Raw genomic sequence first — 21,426 nt, forward strand, 5'->3', positions numbered from 1 at the left:
GTTGTTAAGAATTGTAACTTTTTTTTCTGAATATCTTAATGGCTAAAAAAGAGATATTTAATGTTTGATATAACTTTTCATGTTATTGGAATTTTCAAATCCATAAAATAAGTTCTAATTTAGCATTATTATTAAAAACAGAAAAATGATAAGCGAAGCTCAATTTCAAGCAGAATTACAACTTTTAATAAGCAATGCCATTAGAGAAGATGTTGGCCCGGGCGATTACAGTTCGCTTGCCTGTATTCCGGACACGGCTCACGGTCAGGCAAAATTACTTGTAAAAGATCAGGGCGTAATTGCCGGTGTTGAACTTGCTAAAATGATATTTGAACATGTAGATCCAAAATTAAAAGTAAAAACATATATTGAAGATGGGATGCATGTAGAATACGGTGAAGTTGTTTTTGAAGTTTCGGGAAGTTCACAGTCTATTTTAAAAGCCGAAAGAGTAGTTTTGAATACGATGCAGCGTATGTCGGCAATTGCCACAAAAACAAAGCATTTGATGAAACTTTTGGAAGGAACAAATGCTAAAATATTAGACACACGCAAAACAACACCAAATTTTAGAGCTGCAGAAAAATGGGCTGTAAAAATAGGAGGGGGCGAAAATCACCGTTATGCTTTGTATGATATGATTATGCTGAAAGATAATCATATTGATTTTGCAGGTGGAATTACGCGTGCTATTTCTAAAACAAAAGAATATTTGAAAGAGAATAATCTTGATCTGAAAATCATTGTTGAAGCTCGTAATCTTGATGAAATTAGAGAAATCTTGTTGAGCGACGGCGTTCACAGAATTCTGATTGATAATTTTAATTATGAAGATACAAAAACGGCAGTAAATTTGATCGGTTCAAAATGTCAGACAGAATCTTCTGGTAATATCAGCGAAAAAACGGTTCGCGAATATGCTTTGTGCGGCGTAAATTATATTTCATCAGGAGCTTTAACACACTCTGTTCACAATATGGATTTGAGTCTGAAAGCTTTTTAGTGAAGTTTGAATTTTGAGTTATGAGTTTGGTTTTACAATATTCACTTAAAGAATAATCTAAAATCTCCCGATAGCTATCGGGACTAAAATCAAAAAATATGTCGAAGGAAATAGAAGCCCGGATTGAAAAACTGCCCGTAATACGTAATCTGGCCCGACTTTTTAAAAGAATAAAGCTCCCTTGGTTAGAGGGATTTTCTTTGTATGATTTGCTCGAAATGTACACTTTAGGAATTCTTGAAGGTGCATTTTCGTATCATGCGAGTGCAGTTTCCTTTAGCTTTTTTATGGCTTTGTTTCCATTTGCCTTATTCATTTTAAACCTAATTCCCTACATTCCAATAGATAATTTTCAGGAGGATTTTCTTCAGTTTGTGCAGCAGAATGTGCCTCCAAACACATTTGATGCTATCAGTAAAATTATCAGCGATATCTTAAATAATAGTCATTCGGGATTATTGTCATCGGGTTTCCTGCTATCGATTTTTTTAATGGCAAATGGAGTTAACGGAATCTTAAGCGGTTTTGAATCTTCTAAACATGTTTTTGATAAACGAGGTTTTTTCAGGCAGTATTTGGTTGCTCTGGCTATTTCTCTAACGATGACTTTTATATTGTTTGTTACGGTTGCCATAATTGTTGTTTTTGAGGTATTTATTCAAAAAACGATTATTCAGGATGTGTTGAGTGACAGAATTCCGCTCATCATTTTAGGGCGATATTTGTTTGTTGTTTTAATGATTTTGATAACATCTTCAATATTATTGCGTTATGGTACAAAACAGTACAATAAAGTGCCTTTTATAAGCATTGGATCTGTTTTTACCACAGTGTTATTTGTTATATCTTCGTTCTTTTTTGGGATTTGGGTTATAAAATTTTCAAAATACAACGAACTTTATGGTTCAATTGGAACATTATTAATTCTAATGTTCTATATTTGGATAAACTGTATGATTCTGCTTTTAGGGTTCGAATTGAACGCTTCTATCAGAAAATTAAAACAAAAAAAAGAAAAATAATATGAAAAATTTGATGCTGACTATCGGAGTGTTCTTCTTTGCCCTGACCATGCAAAGTCAAAGTGTAATTGGAAAATGGAAAACCATTGACGATGAAACGGGAGAAGCCAAATCGGTAGTTGAGATTTACGAGAAATCAGGAAAAATTTACGGAAAGATTGTTGAAATACTGCGCGAAAATCATAAAAAAGATGTTTGTGTGAAGTGCGACGGTGCCGAAAAAAACAAACCAATCCTGGGTATGGTTATCATAAACGGACTTAAAAAAGATGGTTCAGAATATAACGGAGGAACTATTTTAGACCCAACAAGTGGTAAAAAATACAAATGTTATATCACATTAGAATCTGCAGATAAATTAAAACTTCGCGGTTATGTTGGTGTTTCTATTATGGGAAGAACACAATATTGGACAAGAGTGAAAAATTAATTCAAAAAATAAAATGCGAAAATTAGCTTCGATAATTTTATTCTTAGCCATAGTTTCAAATAGTTTTGGACAATCTAAGAATTCGCCATTACCAATAAGTCATCTAACAGGTGACTTTTATGTTTATAAAACATTTCATGATTACAACGGAACGTTGATTTCTGCTAATGCCATGTATTTGGTTACAGATGTGGGAGTTGTAATGTTTGATGCGCCTTGGGACAAAACACAGTTTCAGCCTTTACTGGACAGTATAAAAGCAAAACATAATAAAGATGTTATTATGCTTTTTGGTACGCATTCTCATGAGGATCGTGCAGGAGGATTTGATTTTTACAGAAAGAAAGGAATTAAAACATATTCTGGTAAACTAACGGATGATATTCTGAAAAAAAATAATGAACCAAGAGCAGAATTTATAATTCCAAGTGATACTACTTTTACTGTCGGGCAATATAAGTTTGAGGTGTATTATCCAGGAAAAGGACATGCACCAGATAATATCGTAGCGTGGTTTGGAAAAGATAAAATTCTTTATGGCGGATGTTTTATAAAAAGTGAAGAAGCGAAAGATTTAGGATATTTAGGAGATGCTGATGTCAAAGAATGGAAGGAATCAATCAAGAAAGTTCAATTAAAATTTAAAAATCCAAAGTATGTTATTCCGGGACATGATGGCGGAACAACAAATAAATCAATAGATCATACTTTAAAATTGGTTAAGGAGTATTTGGCTCAAAAGTCTACCGAAAAAAAGTAACTTTGCATTCATATATATAGTACATGTTTTTTATCGAAGTTATTTTACCGCTTTCCTTAGCAAAAACCTTTACATACCGTGTTTCTGAGGCCGAATTCCATTTTATAAAAAAAGGAATGCGTGTGGCGGTACCTTTTGGTAAAAGTAAAATTTACACGGCACTTGTATTAGATATTCATCAAGATGCGCCAACATTATATGAGGCCAAAGAAATTCATCAGATTTTGGATGAAAAACCTATTGCAACCGAAATTCAGATTAAACACTGGCTTTGGCTTGCAAACTATTATATGTGCGGAATCGGTGATGTATATCGTGGTGCATTTCCAACAGGATTATTATTAGAAAGTGAAACTATTGTTTCGCATAAACCGGAAGTTGTGGTAAATGATTCTGAACTTTCTGATGATGAATTCCTGATTTATGAAGCACTGCAGCATCAAAGTTCCCTTAAAGTTCAGGAAATAGCTTCTATTTTAAATAAAAAAAATATACTGCCCACGCTTCAAAAATTATTATCAAGAGATGTTATTGTTTTAGAAGAAGAGATAAAAGAAAGCTACAAGCCCAAACTGGTTAAGTTTGTAAAATTGCATTCAAAATACGAGACAGATCAGGGTTTATCTGATTTGCTGGGTATTTTGAAAAATGATAAACAAAGAGAAATAGTTTTAGCTTATTTTCAAATAAGCGCATCAGAAAAAAAGCCGGTAACGATCAAGAAATTAGTTGAGGTTTCAGGTTGTACTTCTGGAATTATAAAAACTTTGGTCAAAAATGAAATTTTTGAAGAATATCTTTTGCAGCAAGACCGGGTTTTGTTTAACGGAGAAAAATCAGAAAAAGAACTTCAGTTAAGCGAAGCACAGGAAAAAGCTTTTATGGCAATAAAAGAAAGTTTTACCGAGAAAGAAGTGTGTCTGCTTCACGGCGTAACTTCAAGTGGTAAAACAGAAATCTACATTAAATTAATAGAAGAATATCTGCATACCGGAAGACAGGTTTTGTATCTGCTTCCTGAAATTGCATTAACAACACAATTGGTTTCGCGTCTTCGGCTTCATTTTGGAGATAAAGTAGCTGTTTTTCATTCTAAATACAGTAATAATGAAAGGGTTGAGGTTTGGAAACAAACGCTCGAAAATTCACAAAAAGCACAAATTGTAATAGGAGCAAGATCGGCATTGTTTTTACCTTTTAATGATCTGGGTTTGTTGATTGTTGATGAAGAACACGAACAGACTTTTAAACAGACAGATCCTGCACCAAGATATCACGCCAGAGATGCGGCTATAGTTTTGGCAAATTTTCATAATGCGAAGGTACTTTTAGGTTCTGCAACGCCAAGTATTGAAACGTACTTTAATACACAGAATGATAAATACGGTTTGGTTACGCTTACAGAGCGTTATAAAAATGTTCGCATGCCCGAAGTTGTTTTAGTCGATTTGAAAGACAAACATTTTAGAAAAAGAATGACGGGGCATTTTAGTGATCTTTTAATAGAAGAAATTGCTGAAGCTTTGTCTTTGGGCGAGCAGATAATTTTGTTTCAAAACAGAAGAGGATATTCGCCTATAATAGAGTGTTTAACCTGCGGACACGTTCCGCATTGTCAGCAATGCGACGTGAGTTTGACGTATCATAAATTTAAAAATCAACTGCGCTGCCATTATTGCGGTTATGCCATTGCAAAACCAACACATTGCCATAGCTGTTCAAGTATTGATTTAACAACAAAAGGATTTGGAACAGAGCAGATAGAGCAGGAGTTACTATCACTTTTTCCTAAAGCCAAAACGGCAAGAATGGATCAGGATACAACCCGCGGTAAATTTGGCTTTGAAAAAATCATAGATACTTTCAAAAATCGTGAAATTGATATTTTAGTCGGGACACAAATGCTGGCGAAAGGTTTGGATTTTGATAATGTAAGTCTTGTTGGAATCATGAATGCTGACAATATGCTGCATCATCCTGATTTTAGAGCTTTTGAGCGCAGTTTTCAAATGATGACGCAAGTTGCAGGAAGAGCAGGAAGATCTGAAAAACAAGGAAAAGTTGTTATTCAAACTTATAATCCAAACCATAATACAATTCAACAGGTTACAAACCATAATTATACAGGTATGTATAAGGAGCAATTGTATGACAGACAGATTTATAAATATCCGCCATATTTCAGAATAATAAAGCTGACATTAAAACACCGTGATTTTGATAAATTGAAAGAAGGTTCAATGTGGCTGTATCAGGTTTTAAGCCAAAATCTTAACATACCTGTTTTGGGGCCGGAAGAACCTGCAATAAGCAGAATTAGGAATGAATATATCAGAACGATTTTGATTAAGATACCGCAAAATTTGCATCTGGGTAACACAAAAAAAACTATTCAGAAAATGTTGAATAGTTTTGAAGCTGTTGCTCAGTACAGAGCTATTAAAGTTGTTGTAAACGTCGATTTTTATTAACTAGACGTTGACAGTGCTTTTACTAAATCTTCTTTCTTATTTCGGCTAAGCGGAATTTTTGTAATTCCGATTTCGGCAAACTTACTATTGAAGCGTTCAACTTTGTCTATATTAATAATATAGGACTTGTGTACGCGAATAAATTTGTCTTTTGATAAATCGTTTTCAAAAGACTTCATTGTTGATAATACCAAATTACTGTCGTCTTCGGTCACAACTCTTACATAATCGCCAAAGGCTTCAATCCATTTGATTTTTGCTGTAAATATTTTAAGTTTCTTTAAATTACTTTTGATGAAAATATGCTCACCTTCTTCTTCTTTAACTTCTTTTTTAAGCAAGTGCATATCTATTGCCCTTTTTACAGAAGCATTAAAACGATCTACAGCAATTGGTTTTTGCAGATAATCAGTAGCGTCATAATCAAAAGCTTTTAAAGCATATTCAGCTTTAGAAGTGATAAAAATAATTTGAGGTTTAGATTTTAAACCATCAAGAAAATCAAAGCCATTTATAACAGGCATTTCTATATCTAGAAATATTAAGTCGATATTATTTAATGAGATACAACTTTTTGCTTCTATTGCATTAGAAAAATCCCCGATTAAATGCAAACCTGGGTGATTATTAACTAATTTTGCAATAATTGTCCTTTGTATAGAACTATCATCTACAACAACACAGTTTAGTTTCATAACATTTAAATTTAGAATAAATTCAGGATAGCAGTAGTAAATGTATAGTTTTTTTGGAAAAAAAACTAAAATGAGCGTACATTTTTTGCATTATGACGAATAATAGAAAAAATGTGTTGTATATTTAAAAATAATGCTTACTTTTGCACCCAATTTTAACAAATAAATATTGTATTTATGAATCATTATGAAACTGTTTTCATTTTAAATCCCGTTTTATCTGAGGTTCAGGTGAAGGAAACAGTAACGAAATTTGAAGAATTTCTTACTAGTAGAGGAGCTGAAATGGTATCAAAAGAGGATTGGGGTCTTAAAAAAATGGCTTACGAAATCCAAAACAAAAAAAGTGGTTTTTATCACTTATTTGAATTCAAAGTAGCTGGAGAAGTTCTACTTGCTTTTGAAACTGAATTTAGACGTGACGAAAGAGTTATGCGTTTCTTAACTGTAAGTTTAGACAAACATGCTATTTCATGGGCGGAAAGAAGAAGAGCAAAATTAAAATCTACTAAAGCGTAATTATTATGTCTACAATTGAGCAATCTGCAAAAGGAAAAAAAGACGGAGATATCAGATATTTAACGCCTTTAAACATTGAAACTAACAAAACTAAAAAGTATTGCCGTTTCAAAAAATCTGGAATCAAATATATCGATTATAAAGATGCTGATTTCTTATTGAAATTCGTTAATGAGCAAGGAAAAATTCTTCCTCGTCGTTTAACTGGAACTTCATTAAAATACCAAAGAAAAGTTTCTGTAGCTGTAAAAAGAGCTCGTCACTTAGCTTTAATGCCATACGTGGCCGATTTATTAAAATAATTAAAAACTCTAGTCGCTGGTTTCTGTTAAAGCAGAACCTAACTTCTAAAATATAAGGACAACAACATGGAACTTATTTTAAAACAAGACGTTCAAAACTTAGGATTTAAAGATGATGTAGTATCTGTAAAACCAGGTTACGGACGTAACTATTTAATTCCTCAAGGGTTCGCTACTTTAGCAACTCCTTCTGCTAAAAAAGTTTTAGCTGAAAACCTAAAACAAAGAGCACACAAAGAAGCTAAAATTGTTGCTGATGCTAAAGCTTTAGCTGAAGCTATTAAAGCTCTTGAAATTAAAATTACTGCAAAAGCTGGTGGAGAGAAACTTTTTGGTTCTATCACTAACATCGATATTGCTGAAGCTTTAGAGAAATCTGGTAACGCTATCGATAGAAAATTCATCACTAGCGGTATCGTAAAACGTATTGGAAAATATTCAGCTAGCATCCGTTTACACAGAGATGTTATCGTTGACTTACCATACGAAATTGTTGCTGAAAAGTAATAGTTTTAAATACTATATAAAAATCCCGATGAGAATCGGGATTTTTTTTTAGCACTGAGTGAATATTAATAATTAGACTTATGGCTGCGGTTTAAACCTTACAGTGTAAAGTATAATGCCTAAAAGAATGAAATACGCAAGACTAACAAAAGAACAGTTTGAGGAATTGCATGCCGAATTTGCAAGTTTTTTGGCAACTCAGGCAATTGATAAAGCTGAATGGGATTCTCTTAAAATAAATAAACCGGAAGTTGCAGAACAGGAACTTGATGTTTTTTCAGATTTAATCTGGGAAGGTGTTTTGGGAAGAGCTGAATTTTTAGAGCATTTCTCTAAGAATCATATTTTCTTATTTCAATGTTTTGATACTTACGTTCAGTCTATTGTGTTGAAATCGTTAATTCCGGAAATTGATTTTTTAACAAAAGATGGTTTGCAATGGTTGAGTGATAATATGTTTACTGAAAACATCGAAATGAAAGTAGGGAAAAAGGTATTTACAGAAGAAAGAAATGCTTTAATTTTTGAATTGATAAAACAAGGTGCTTTTTTGAGTGACGGACAATTATTTACTCAAATTAATACGATTTTAAAACCTTAATCGTGTAATAACTTCATTTTCAAAATATTATAAAAGGGCAAGCGGTTGTGTTAATTGTTTGTCCTTTTTTTGGTTTTTTAACTATTGTTTAGTCTTTTATATTTTTTAACACCCGTATTTTTACGTGGTTTTATAAAAATAATTAAAATTTTAAGATTTGCGTTATTTTTTCGTCAGAATTAGAATACAAGAGTCTATTTTTGTTAAATATAAATCGTTTTCGTTGGTAAAATTGTAATATTTAACTTTCAAATAATAAATTTAACATAAAAAAATTTAGTATTTTTAGAAACTCTAAAATAGATGTTTTTTCGCTAAAAGCTCCGTATTTTCTTATATTAACGCTCGTTTGCTAATTTTTGTTTTTTAATATCCTTCAAAAAAATAAGAATTTTATCCTTGTTTTATTGTTTTGTTTTTTATAATTTTAGAATAGAAAAGTTAAACAAAATGATTTTTCTTTTTTTTAAATAAAAATCAGAAATTTTTGCCTTGACTTTTTTAAACAAAAAGATACTATGTAATAATAACTTTAATCGCCTTGCTTATGGAACTGACATTTACTTTCTTCATGGAATTTGCATTAGGTTTTCATATTTCAGCTTTATTTTATATTATTTTGAAGAAAAATAAACTTCTACATCTTTTTGATTTCCCTTCTTTTATTAAAGACTTTTTTCAAAAGTTCTCAATATTTAATTTTCAATATTCAAAATTCGTCCGACATTATTGTTGACGAAGGTGTTTTCTGTTAAAAATATTTTAACGGATAACCCAATAATGTTTAATTTATTCAATTTTTGGTTTTTGATTTTAATAAAACCATAGAAAGAGTAATCAACTTTCTAATAAGAACTGAATTGATTTAATATTATTGAATTAAAAATTTCCCTCCACACTTTAATTTTCTTTTGTGAAAATTATTTTTAAGCAGATCACTTCATTTGGAAGATTGGTGAGGATCAGTATTCCCTAAAATTTACGGAACATTTTATTTGAATAAGATAAAAGTTCTGAGAACTATACTATATGTATACTAGATAAAACAATAATTTTTTTTAAAAATTTAAACTATAGTCTTTATGTGCTAAGGATTTATTTTAGAGTTTAACTAATTGATTTTTAACGTTTTTTTTTAATTGTGTAGGCATACGTGCTTATTGCAACAGGTATTTTATTGTCCATTTTCTAATCTTCCAAATTATGAAAAAAAAATTTACTTTTTGTAGTCTCAGCTTTCAGAAGAGATTATTCGGACTATTATTTTTATTCTTATTATGCACTAATGCATTTTCGCAGACTATTTGCAGACCTGTGTCTCAAACAAATAGCCAAGGTGGATTATTGTGTGTAGGATTGAATGTAGATAGTCCAGCCAACGCTTATGATAGTGCTGGCTTAACGACTTATGCAACCCTGACAAATGCCGTTGGGGTAGGTTGTTTTGTAGAAGAAACAATGACCTTAAACCAGACGGCAAGGGCAGGAGATCAAATTGCCATTTATTTTGGTACTGGAAATGGTTTATTAGACGTTGGATTATTATCTAACGCTTCTATACAGGCTAAACTTTCTGGTTCGAATGTAGGTTCAAGTGTGGCGCTGAATAGTCCGCTTTTGAACCTAAATTTGTTATCGGGTAATACAGTAGCAGTTGTAAAATATACTTTACCGGGAGACGCTGATCAAGTACAAATTCAGGTTGGCGGACTCGTAAGTTTATTGGTAAGTTTAAGAATTTACGATGTACGATTGGAATTTGCACAGCCAACCGTAACCGGCGGTTTAACACAAACTGTTTGCGCCGGATCAGCAACTACACTTACTGCGACTCCGGCCGCAGGAACAACTTTGGCCTGGTACAGTTCACTTGGATCTACAACGCCTTTAGCAACTGGAAATACGTATACAACACCAACTTTAAATGCTTCTGCAACTTATTATATAAGTATTTCGAGAGTGGCAGGATGCGAAGGAAATGTTCGTGTTCCTGTAGTTTTAAATGTTTCAAATCCTGTTGCTCCCGCAATTAATAATACGGGAACTTCAATTTGTTCTACAGGCGCAACTCAGCAAACGACTTTGTCTCTTTTAAATCCTGTTCCGGGAACAACTTATACATGGTATAGTTCCGCATCGTCAACAACAGCATTGGCAACAGGAACTACCTATTCACCAACAGTTCCATTAGGAACTACGAGTTTTTTTGTTGAAGCTTCTATAGGAAGCTGTATAAGTCCTACACGTGCTCAGGTGAATGTGGTTTCTACAGCGGTGCCGGCAACACCAACAGTTTTAACACAAAGTGTTACGATTCAGTCAGGTCAAAATGCAACTTTAACAGCAACCACTTCAGAAGTTGGTGCGCAGTTAAACTGGTTTGATGTTCCAACAGGAGGAACCGCCGTTGCGACCAATACAACAACTTTTACAACGCCAATTTTAACGGCAACAAAAATATATTATGTAGAAGCTCAAAGCCCAAACGGACTTTGTCCTAGTGCGGCAAGAGTTCCGGTTACAGTTACTGTTCAGCCGGCTTCTTTAGTTGGATGTTTGGAAGCCGGAAGCCAGCTTACAGCACAAAACGGTCTGTGTTTATTATGTAGTTCTACAAATCCAAATAATTCAGTAGACGGTAATACAGCAACCGCCTCAACTCTTACAGTACCTGTAGGATTAATTAATGGATGGATTCAGCAGACTTTACAATTTACGAATCCGGGTAAAGCGGGTGATATTGTAGATGTTGAATTAGAATTGCCAGGCGGAATTGCCGATCTTTCATTATTAGGAGCTGTTAGTTTGGCAACTTATAATGGAGCAACATATAATAATGACAGAATTTCTGTTAACAATCCCTTGGTTACTTTGCAGTTATTAAGCGGAAATCGTTTCAGAGCCAGCGTAGTTGCAGGTGCGAATTTTGATCGTGTAGAAATTCGATTAGGAGGTTTGGCGACTGTGTTGACTACGGCTAATATTTATCAGGCAACTTACAGATTTAAAGCTCCAACAGTAACAGGTGATACCACAATTTGTAGTGGTACAACTTCTACTTTAACGGCTTCTCTTGCCGTTGGTGAAACAGTAAATTGGTTTGCGGCTACTACAGGAGGAACTTCATTAGCTTTTACAGCCGTTTTTACAACTCCGGCTTTATCAGCAGCGACTACTTATTATACAGAGATAACCAGAAATGGTTGTGTTAATAGTGAAAGAAACCCGGTTCAGGTTTTAGTTGATAATCCTGTGCTTCCTTTAATTAACGCATCTCCATCAACTATTTGCAGCGTACAGTCAACTACTTTAACTGTTCAGGCGCCAGTTGTAGGGACTCTTTACAATTGGTATGATGCATCTACGGGAGGTAATTTAGTTTTTACAGGAACTTCATTTACAACTCCGCCTCTAACAGCAAATACAGATTATTATGTAGAAGCTGCAATAGGTACTTGTTTAACAGCGACTCGAACTGCAGTAAACCTAACAGTAAGTCCATTACCAGCTGTGCCAACTTTTGCTTCTACAGATGTTATTATTCAATCTGGGCAGACAGTTGCATTATCAGTTTCTAATCCTGTGGCAGGAGTTAGATACAATTGGTATGATGTTCCAACTGGAGGCACTTCTTTAGCTTTTAATACTACAAGCTATACACCAAGTCCGGTTTTAACAGCAAATAAAACTTTTTATGTTGAAGCTGTAGATGCGGTTACAGATTGTTCAAATCCAGTTAGAGGAGTTATTAATGTTATTGTAATCAATAATATTAGTACTTGTTTACAAGCTGAAACTCAAATTACAAGTACAGATGGTATATTATGTGGATTATGTACAGCTACTAATCCAAATAATTCTGTAGATGGTGATATAAATACCTATGCAGAACTTACTGTTCCACTTGGTCTTGGAGCTTATATCCAACAACATTTGACTTTTGCGACACCAGGTGAAACAGGAGATATAATCGATGTAGAATTAGAATTACCGGGTGGTTTAGCTGATGTTAATTTATTAGGTGCTGTAAGTTTAGCAACTTACAACGGAGCAACTTATAATAATGACAGAGTTGCGGTTACCAGTAATTTATTAAATCTTCAGGTATTATCAGGAAATAAATTTAAAGCAAGTTTTACAGCAACTGCACCATTCGATCAGGTTGAGGTAAGATTAGGAGGCTTGGCATCAGTATTAACTAATTTATATGTTTATGCCGCTTCTTACAGATTTCCAAATGCAGCAATTACGGGAGCGTCTGCACCAATTTGTTCTGGACAAACGGCTTCTTTAACAGCTTCTGCAACAGGAACTGAAACGTTTACGTGGTACGATGCTCCAACTGGAGGAAATATCGTAGCGGTTAATCCAACGGCTCCTTTAACATCTACTACGACTTATTATTTAGAGGGAACTCGCGGAGGAACTTGTATTAATAGTTTACGTCAGGCAGTAACAGTTACTGTATTGCCAATTCCTACAGATGCTGATGTTATCATTACAACACCAGTAGAAGCTAGTTGTACAGGAGATGCGGTTTTAACTCCATCATCAAGTACCATTACCGGCGCTGAATTTAAATATTATACAGATCAGAATAAAACTCAGGAAATTATCACAGGAACTACTGTTGTAAGCCAGCCGGGAGTTTCATTTACTAAAGATCCTATAACAGGAGCATTAACTATTGCAGGTTTAAGTGCTGCAGGAACTCCTTATAATTATTTCGTTTCAATCTTAAATGGCGGAACTTGCGAAAATGTAAACGGAACATTAAAACAAGTTACTGTTAACTTTCCTTCAACTACTGTTTTAACTGTAAATTCAACATTAGCAGGCTGTGGAAGTGTTAATTTAAGAAATGCCATAACCAATTTTGATTCATCAGGAAATACAACCTACACTTTCTACGATCCGTCAAATAATGTAATTACTGCCGATGCTGCAGCCAATATTACTACAGGCGGTGTTTATTCAATTCTGGCTCAACAGAATGGAGTTACTTGTCCATCAGCTCAGCAGTCAGTAACGGTGACAATTAACGCATTACCAAGCTTGGTTGTAACAAATCCGCAAGAATCTGTAAACGTTGGTTCAAATGTTACTTTAACAGCGACTTCAACAGGAACGATTTCATGGTTTGATCCTCAAGGAAATGCTATAGCTGGACCGCCATTTACAACAGGAGTTTTAAATACTCCGGGAGTATATACTTATACAGTTGTTGCCAGTGACGGAATTTGTACTTCAACAGCGACAAAAGTAATAAACGTAATTGATCTTAGCAGCTGTCAGTCTTTAACAGAAAGAGTGTATGCAACTGCGCAAACATCAGGATCAATAGTAACAGGAACAGTTACTGACGGAGGAAATGCTATCGACGGTAATCCTCAAACCTATTCAACCATTACAACAGGTTTAGGACTTTTGGGAGTGGGTACAACTTGGCAAAACCTAACATGGCCAGCACCAATTGCAAAAGGAACTCCGGTTAGTATTAAATTAGGATCAGAATACAGCTTATTAGCAGTAGGTCAAAATTTATCAGTAATAGGAACTATAGGCGGAGTTGATATTGGAGCAATGCAGTCTGTATCAGGTTCATTATTAAATCTAATTTCTGGAGATAATACCTATGAATTTACTTTTGTTCCATCTGATGCTTCTGGTCCACAGGATTATGACGGAATCAGAATTCAGTCAGCTTCAATATTAAGCGCGGCTCAAAATACCAAAGTTTTTGATGCTCATTACAACAGATCAGTTTCAAGCGTAACTTGTACTGCGGGAGATATTCGTGATATTTTCTATGGAGCAACAGATTTAGGACTTCCTGTTGGAGCTGTAACAGCTGCAGTAGGAGTTAGCGATGCATGGAATATTGCAGATAATGATATTACAACATTTGCAACAATGTATAGTGGAGCTGGTGTTTTGGCTGCAGCTGATTTAACCGTAGAATTTAAAACGCCATCAGTTGTTAGCGATACTTTAAGAATTGTCATTTCAAAACCTGGGGCACTTTTGGATGTTAATTTATTAACAGGATTTAATATTCAGCGTTACTTAGGAAATGTTGCCGTTGGAGCTCCAATTCAAAATACTAGTACTTTATTGAGCTTAAGATTATTGCCGGGAAATTCAATGGCAATGGTTTTAGTTTCTTCACCAACAGAAATATATGACAGAGTAAGAATCCGTTTTGGCGGCGTTGCCGGAGTGTTAGATTTCTTAAGGGTACATACCGTAGAAAGAGTAGCTAATACAACCGTAATAGGAGCAGATCCGGATAACAAAATAACAGTCTGCCCGGGAACAGATATAACGCTTCAAATACCTGAAGAAGCATGTTCAACTTACATTTGGTACGATTCACCAACAGGAGGAACCGCGCTTGCGACTGGTATTACATATACAGTACCGGCGAATTTGACTGCTGGAATATATAAATATTACGTACAGCCTGTACGTTATGGCTGTGAAACTTTTGCAAGAGGAGAAGTGACAGTTGAAATTAAAGCTTCTTCTCCGGTAAATGCGCTAACATACATTACTTTAAATGGAGGAACTGCAACTTCTATTTGTTCTCCTTCAGGAACTGTAACATTAGCAACAAGTTTAAGCGGAACACCAGTTGTAACCAACCCAGTTTACTATTGGTACAGTTTTAACGGAACAACGGCTCAGATAATTCCGGGAGAAACAACTTCTCAATTAATTGTAAACGGATTGGCACCTGGAACGTATACTTACTATGTGGGCGTAAGCGGTGATCAATTTTGTGAAACAGCTGCAGCAGATAGAAAACAAATTACATTTACGATTCTGCCTCCTTCAACTGTAAATGATATTTTAGTTGATGATATAACAGTTTGTCATAGTGTTCCGGCTTCATTAACTCCGACTGCTCCAACATTGACAAATCCAGTATTTACATGGTATTTGGATGCAGCTAAAACACAGCCAATTACAAATAGCGCAGTTATAGCAGGAGTTACTTATACAATTGATCCTGCAGGTGTTTTAACTGCTGTAGGATTAACAAAACTTATGAGCCCAATTACCTATTATGTTGCTGTTGCAAGTGATAATACTTGTGAGAACCTTGCAGGAACCTTGCAAGATGCCGTAATTATTATAAGTGATCCGAATACGCCAACAACTACAGATACAACACAAGATTTCTGTTTAGTTGATGCACCAACAATTGCGAGTATTCAGGTAAATGAATCAAATGTTGTTTGGTATAATGTTCCAACAGGTGGAACAGCTATTCCATCAACGACAGCTTTAGTAAGCGGAACTTATTATGCAGCAGCTACAGATGCAATAACAGGCTGCGAAAGCAGCGTGAGATTATCGGTTGCAGTAAATGTAACCGATCCCGGAACACCAACTACTACAGATACCACACAGGATTTCTGTTTAGTTGATGCTCCTACTGTTGCCGATATTCAGGTAAATGCACCAGCGACAGGAACGATAGTTTGGTATACGACAGCTACAGGCGGAACAGCAATCGCTTCTACAACAGCTTTGACTACAGGTACTTATTATGGATCAATTTTAAATGGAACTACAAATTGTGAAAGTGCGGTAAGATTAGCTGTTGCTGTAAGCGTAACCGATCCTGGCACACCAACCACAACAGATACTACTCAGGATTTCTGTTTAGTTGATGCTCCAACAGTAGCAAATATTCAGGTAAATGAATCAAATGTTGTTTGGTACACAGCTGCCACAGGCGGAACAGCGATTGCTCCGACAACAGCACTTGTAAGCGGAACTTATTACGCTGCTTTATTAGACGCTGCTACAGGCTGTGAAAGCAATACAAGATTAGCTGTTGCTGTAAGCGTAACCGATCCTGGCACCCCAACAACTACAGATACCACTCAGAATTTCTGTTTAGTTGATGCACCAACGGTTGCAAGTATCCAGGTAAATACGCCAGCGGCGGGAACAATAGTTTGGTACACAGCTGCCACAGGCGGAACAGCGATTGCTCCGACAACAGCTTTGGCAAGCGGAACCTATTACGCTTCTATTTTAGATCCTGCTACAAACTGTGAAAGCGCTGTTAGATTAGCAGTAGCCGTAACAGTAAGCGATCCGGGAACACCAACCACAACAGATACCACTCAGGATTTCTGTTTAGTTGATGCTCCAACAGTAGCAAATATTCAGGTAAATGAAACCAATGTAGTTTGGTACAGTACAGCCACAGGAGGAACAACGATTCCACCAGCAACTGCTTTAGTTGCAGGAACTTATTATGCTGCTTTATTAGATGCCGTAACAGGCTGTGAAAGCAATACAAGATTAGCGATTGTCGTAACAGTAAGCGATCCTGGCACACCAACCACAACGGATACAACACAAGATTTCTGTTTAGTTGATGCGCCTACAGTGGCAAGTATTCAGGTAAATGAAAGTAATGTAGTTTGGTACACAGCTGCTACAGGCGGAACAGCGATTGCTCCGACAACAGCTTTAGCAACAGGAACATATTATGCTGCTTTACTAGATGCCGTAACAGGCTGTGAAAGCAATACAAGATTAGCCATTGCGGTAATTGTAAACGATCCAGGCACGCCGACTACAACAGATGCGACACAAGATTTCTGTTTAGTTAATGCACCAACGGTTGCTAATATTCAGGTAAACACACCAGCGACAGGAAGTATAGTTTGGTACACAGCTGCCACAGGCGGAACAGCGATTGCTCCGACAACAGCCTTGGCAAGCGGAACCTATTACGCTTCTATTTTAGATCCTGCTACAAACTGTGAAAGCGCTGTTAGATTAGCAGTAGCCGTAACAGTAAGCGATCCGGGAACACCAACCACAACAGATACCACTCAGGATTTCTGTTTAGTTGATGCTCCAACAGTAGCAAATATTCAGGTAAATGAAACCAATGTAGTTTGGTACAGTACAGCCACAGGAGGAACAGCGATTCCACCAGCAACTGCTTTAGTTGCAGGAACTTATTATGCTGCTTTATTAGATGCTGCAACAGGCTGTGAAAGTAATACAAGATTAGCGATTGCCGTAACAGTAAGCGATCCGGGTACACCAACTACAACAGATACCACTCAGGATTTTTGTTTAGTTGATGCTCCAACAGTAGCAAGTATTCAGGTAAATGAAACCAATGTAGTTTGGTATTCAGCTGCGACAGGCGGAACAGCGATTGCTCCGACAACAGCACTTGTAAGCGGAACTTATTACGCTGCTTTATTAGACGCTGCAACAAGCTGTGAAAGCAATACAAGATTAGCGATTGCCGTAACCGTGAGCGATCCTGGCACACCAACAACTACAGATACCACTCAGAATTTCTGTTTAGTTAATGCACCAACGGTTGCTGATATTCAGGTAAACACACCAGCGACAGGAAGTATAGTTTGGTACACAGCTGCCACAGGCGGAACAGCGATTGCTCCGACAACAGCTTTGGCAACAGGAACATACTATGCGTCAATTCTTGATCCGGCAACAAACTGCGAAAGCGCTGTTAGATTAGCAGTAGCCGTAACAGTAAGCGATCCGGGCACACCAACCACAGCAGATACGACACAAGATTTCTGTTTAGTGAATGCTCCAACAGTAGCAAATATTCAGGTAAATGAAACCAATGTAGTTTGGTACAGTACAGCCACAGGCGGAACAGCAATTGCGCCAACAACAGCTTTAGCAAATGGAACCTATTATGCTGCTTTATTAGATGCTGCAACAGGCTGTGAAAGCAATACAAGATTAGCGATTGCCGTAACAGTAAGTGATCCGGGCACACCAACCACAGCAGATACGACACAAGATTTCTGTTTAGTGAATGCTCCAACAGTAGCAAATATTCAGGTAAATGAAACCAATGTAGTTTGGTACAGTACAGCCACAGGAGGAACAGCGATTGCTCCAACAACAGCTTTAGCAACAGGAACATATTACGCTGCTTTATTAGACGCTGCAACAGGCTGTGAAAGCAACACAAGATTAGCTGTTGCTGTAAGCGTAACCGATCCTGGCACCCCAACAACTACAGATACCACTCAGAATTTCTGTTTAGTTGATGCACCAACGGTTGCAAGTATCCAGGTAAATACACCAGCGGCGGGAACAATAGTTTGGTACACAGCTGCCACAGGCGGAACAGCGGTTCCACCAGCAACAGCTTTGGCAAGCGGAACATACTATGCATCAATCCTTGATCCGGCAACAAACTGTGAAAGCGCTGTTAGATTAGCAGTAGCCGTAACAGTAAGCGATCCGGGCACACCAACCACAGCAGATACGACACAAGATTTCTGTTTAGTGAATGCTCCAACAGTAGCAAATATTCAGGTAAATGAAACCAATGTAGTTTGGTACAGTACAGCCACAGGCGGAACAGCAATTGCACCAGCAACAGCAACAGCTTTAGCAAATGGAACCTATTATGCTGCTTTATTAGATGCTGCAACAGGCTGTGAAAGCAATACAAGATTAGCGATTGCCGTAACGGTAAGCGATCCGGGTACACCGACAACTACAGATACTACTCAGGATTTCTGTTTAGTGAATGCTCCAACAGTAGCAAGTATTCAGGTAAATGAAACCAATGTAGTTTGGTATTCAGCTGCCACAGGCGGAACAGCGATTGCTCCGACAACAGCTTTAGCAAGCGGAACTTATTACGCTGCTTTACTAGATGCTGCAACAGGCTGTGAAAGCAATACAAGATTAGCGATTGCCGTAACGGTAAACGATCCTGGCACACCAACTACAACGGAAACGACACAAGACTTCTGTTTAGTTGATGCACCAACGGTTGCAAGTATCCAGGTAAATACACCAGCGGCGGGAACAGTAGTTTGGTACACAGCTGCGACAGGCGGAACAGCAGTTCCACCAGCAACAGCCTTGGCAAGCGGAACATACTATGCATCAATCCTTGATCCTGGTACAAACTGTGAAAGCGCTGTTAGATTAGCAGTAGCCGTAACAGTAAGCGATCCGGGCACACCAACCACAGCAGATACCACTCAGGATTTCTGTTTAGTAAACGCACCCACAGTAGCAAATATTCAGGTAAATGAATCAAATGTTGTTTGGTACAGTACAGCCACAGGTGGAACAGCAATTCCAACTACAACAGCTTTAGCAAACGGAACTTACTATGCAGCGATCTTAGATCCAGCCACAAACTGTCAAAGTGCAGTTAGATTAGCGGTTGCGGTAACTGTAACAGATCCAGCCACGCCAACAACTACAAACGCAACTCAGACTTTCTGTTCTGGAAATTCACCAACGGTTGCTAATATTCAGGTAAATGAATCAAATGTAGTTTGGTACGCAGCTGCGACAGGCGGAACAGCAATTCCATCAACAACAGCTTTAGTAACAGGTAATTATTATGGAGCAATTCAAGATCCAACAACAGGATGTGAAAGCAGTATCAGATTATTAGTAGCAGTTACAGTTGGAAATACAGTTAATCCTACTACCAATAATGCATCACAAAGTTTCTGTTCAACAACTTCACCAACGGTTGCTAATATTCAGGTAAATGAAAGCAACGTTACTTGGTTTAGCACAGCGACAGGCGGAACAGCAATTCCACCAACAACAGCTTTAACAACAGGAGTTTATTATGGAAATATTGTAGATCCGGCAACAGGATGCGAAAGTTCAACTCGTTTACAAGTAACAGTTACGGTAACAGATCCGAGCCCAACACCTACTACAACAGATACTACACAAGATTTCTGTTCAATAAATTCACCAACAGTTGCCAATATTCAGGTAAATGAAGCAAATGTTATTTGGTACAGTACTACCACAGGCGGAACACCAATTGCACCAGCAACAGCTTTAACATCCGGAACCTATTACGGAGCAGTTGCAAGCGCAATAAACTGCGAAAATCCAGTAAGATTAGCCGTTGTTGTAAATGTAAACACTCCGGGTACTGTAACAACACCAAATACAACACAAACATTCTGTTTATCGAAACTGCCAACACTTGCTAACATTTTAGTTAACGAACCAAATGTTGTTTTCTATGCTACTGCAACAGGAGGAACACCACTGCCAGCAGGAACATTGCTAACAGCAGGAACATATTATGCGGCAGCGCTGGCAAACACAACAAACGGTTGTGAAAGTGCAGCAAGACTGGCTATTACAATTGATTTTGAAAATGATGCTTTAGTACAGCTTACAACAACTGACGATACACCATGTGTTTTCCAGGGAGTAACCTATTCAATTGCAAACGGAAAATCTAATTATGTTTGGTCAGTTACTAATGGAACAATAATTTCTGGTGGAGGAACTGCAGACGGTTCAGCAACAATCTCATGGTCTGATATTGGACCGGGAAGAGTTGAGGTTACTTATACAAACAATTGTGACGAAACCACAACTAAATTTTTAAATGTAACCGTTGCAACTTGTTCAGATTTAACAATAACAAATGTAGTTGATAATCCAACGCCTAATTTTGGTGATAACGTAACCTTTACAATCACAGTAAATAATGTTGGCGAAGGAAGTTTCATAAACACACTAGTTAGTAATTTATTGCCAACAGGATACAATTTAGTAAGCTCTAACACATCTGTAGGTACTTATGATCCTGCAACAGGACTTTGGACAATTCCAACGCTTCCTGCAGGACAAAGTGTAACATTAACAATTGTTGCCGAGGTGCTTTCTAGCGGAAATTATTTAACTGTTGCCACAATCGAAAACTCAACACCTTTAGATGTCGATGCAACAAACAATTCAGCTTCTGCTTCAGTTGAGCCAATCTGTTTAACAGTTTATAACGAGTTCACACCAAATAATGACGGAGCTAATGACTTGTTTAGAATCGATTGTATAGAAACATATCCAAACAACGAGTTAAAAGTTTTTAACAGATACGGTGCATTAGTGTACAGCAAGGCACACTATGAAAACGATTGGGACGGAACTGCAAATGTATCCGGAGTAGTTAATAGAGGAGATATGCTGCCAACAGGTACTTATTTTTATGTGATTACCATTGGAGATGGAACGGTTAAAAAAGGATGGTTATCAATTATGAGATAACATTCTATTAATCAATCTAATTAATTAAACTAAATA

The 21,426-nt window shown here is 36.7% G+C and carries 11 protein-coding genes; 10 read left to right on the forward strand and 1 reads right to left on the reverse strand.

Annotated features, from left to right (window positions below; translation table 11 throughout):
• Positions 1 to 145: 145 nt before the first annotated feature.
• The 5 genes from nadC (at position 146) to priA (ending at position 5,686) form a co-directional block, all read left to right on the forward strand.
• Complete coding sequence (nadC, locus tag BUC29_RS05480) at positions 146 to 1,003, forward strand: carboxylating nicotinate-nucleotide diphosphorylase (RefSeq protein ID WP_073414150.1); 858 nt, start codon at positions 146 to 148, stop codon at positions 1,001 to 1,003.
• Between the two features lie 98 nt (positions 1,004 to 1,101).
• Positions 1,102 to 2,025, forward strand: a complete 924-nt coding sequence (locus BUC29_RS05485; protein ID WP_073414152.1) for a YihY/virulence factor BrkB family protein — start codon at positions 1,102 to 1,104, stop codon at positions 2,023 to 2,025.
• A gap of 1 nt (position 2,026) precedes the next feature.
• The gene (locus tag BUC29_RS05490) at positions 2,027 to 2,455 is read left to right on the forward strand and encodes a DUF2147 domain-containing protein (RefSeq protein WP_073414154.1); all 429 of its coding nucleotides are present in this window, start codon (positions 2,027 to 2,029) and stop codon (positions 2,453 to 2,455) included.
• Positions 2,456 to 2,468: 13 nt separating this feature from the next.
• Positions 2,469 to 3,215 carry a subclass B1 metallo-beta-lactamase gene (gene bla-B1-FLAV / locus BUC29_RS05495; protein WP_073414156.1) on the forward strand — a complete coding sequence of 249 codons (747 nt, stop codon included), beginning with the start codon at positions 2,469 to 2,471 and terminating at the stop codon, positions 3,213 to 3,215.
• Positions 3,216 to 3,238: 23 nt separating this feature from the next.
• Positions 3,239 to 5,686, forward strand: coding sequence for a replication restart helicase PriA (gene priA, locus BUC29_RS05500; protein WP_073414158.1), 2,448 nt, complete (start codon positions 3,239 to 3,241; stop codon positions 5,684 to 5,686).
• On the opposite strand, the gene BUC29_RS05505 is transcribed toward priA, so the two are convergent.
• On the reverse strand, positions 5,683 to 6,381 hold the full coding sequence (locus tag BUC29_RS05505) for a LytR/AlgR family response regulator transcription factor (protein ID WP_026729423.1): 699 nt from the start codon (positions 6,379 to 6,381) through the stop codon (positions 5,683 to 5,685). The two genes, priA and BUC29_RS05505, sit on opposite strands and share 4 nt — an antisense overlap.
• Positions 6,382 to 6,558: 177 nt before the next feature.
• Here BUC29_RS05505 and rpsF point away from each other — a divergent pair, with 177 nt between their 5' ends.
• From rpsF to BUC29_RS05530, 5 genes are all read left to right on the forward strand, one after another.
• Entirely contained in the window at positions 6,559 to 6,900 is a 342-nt protein-coding gene (gene rpsF / locus BUC29_RS05510) for a 30S ribosomal protein S6 (RefSeq protein WP_068842999.1), read from the forward strand.
• 5 nt (positions 6,901 to 6,905) lie between these two features.
• A complete protein-coding gene (rpsR, locus tag BUC29_RS05515; RefSeq protein ID WP_002987043.1) occupies positions 6,906 to 7,202 on the forward strand; it encodes a 30S ribosomal protein S18 in 297 nt (98 codons plus the stop codon).
• Between the two features lie 66 nt (positions 7,203 to 7,268).
• Positions 7,269 to 7,709 carry a 50S ribosomal protein L9 gene (rplI, locus tag BUC29_RS05520; RefSeq protein WP_073414160.1) on the forward strand — a complete coding sequence of 147 codons (441 nt, stop codon included), beginning with the start codon at positions 7,269 to 7,271 and terminating at the stop codon, positions 7,707 to 7,709.
• A gap of 127 nt (positions 7,710 to 7,836) precedes the next feature.
• Positions 7,837 to 8,310 carry a DUF6495 family protein gene (locus BUC29_RS05525; protein ID WP_073414901.1) on the forward strand — a complete coding sequence of 158 codons (474 nt, stop codon included), beginning with the start codon at positions 7,837 to 7,839 and terminating at the stop codon, positions 8,308 to 8,310.
• Positions 8,311 to 9,513: 1,203 nt separating this feature from the next.
• On the forward strand, positions 9,514 to 21,390 hold the full coding sequence (locus BUC29_RS05530; RefSeq protein ID WP_244160771.1) for an Ig-like domain-containing protein: 11,877 nt from the start codon (positions 9,514 to 9,516) through the stop codon (positions 21,388 to 21,390).
• Positions 21,391 to 21,426 lie beyond the last annotated feature (36 nt).

It is taken from the genome of Flavobacterium defluvii (genome assembly GCF_900129555.1).
Taxonomy (GTDB): Bacteria; Bacteroidota; Bacteroidia; order Flavobacteriales; family Flavobacteriaceae; genus Flavobacterium; species Flavobacterium defluvii.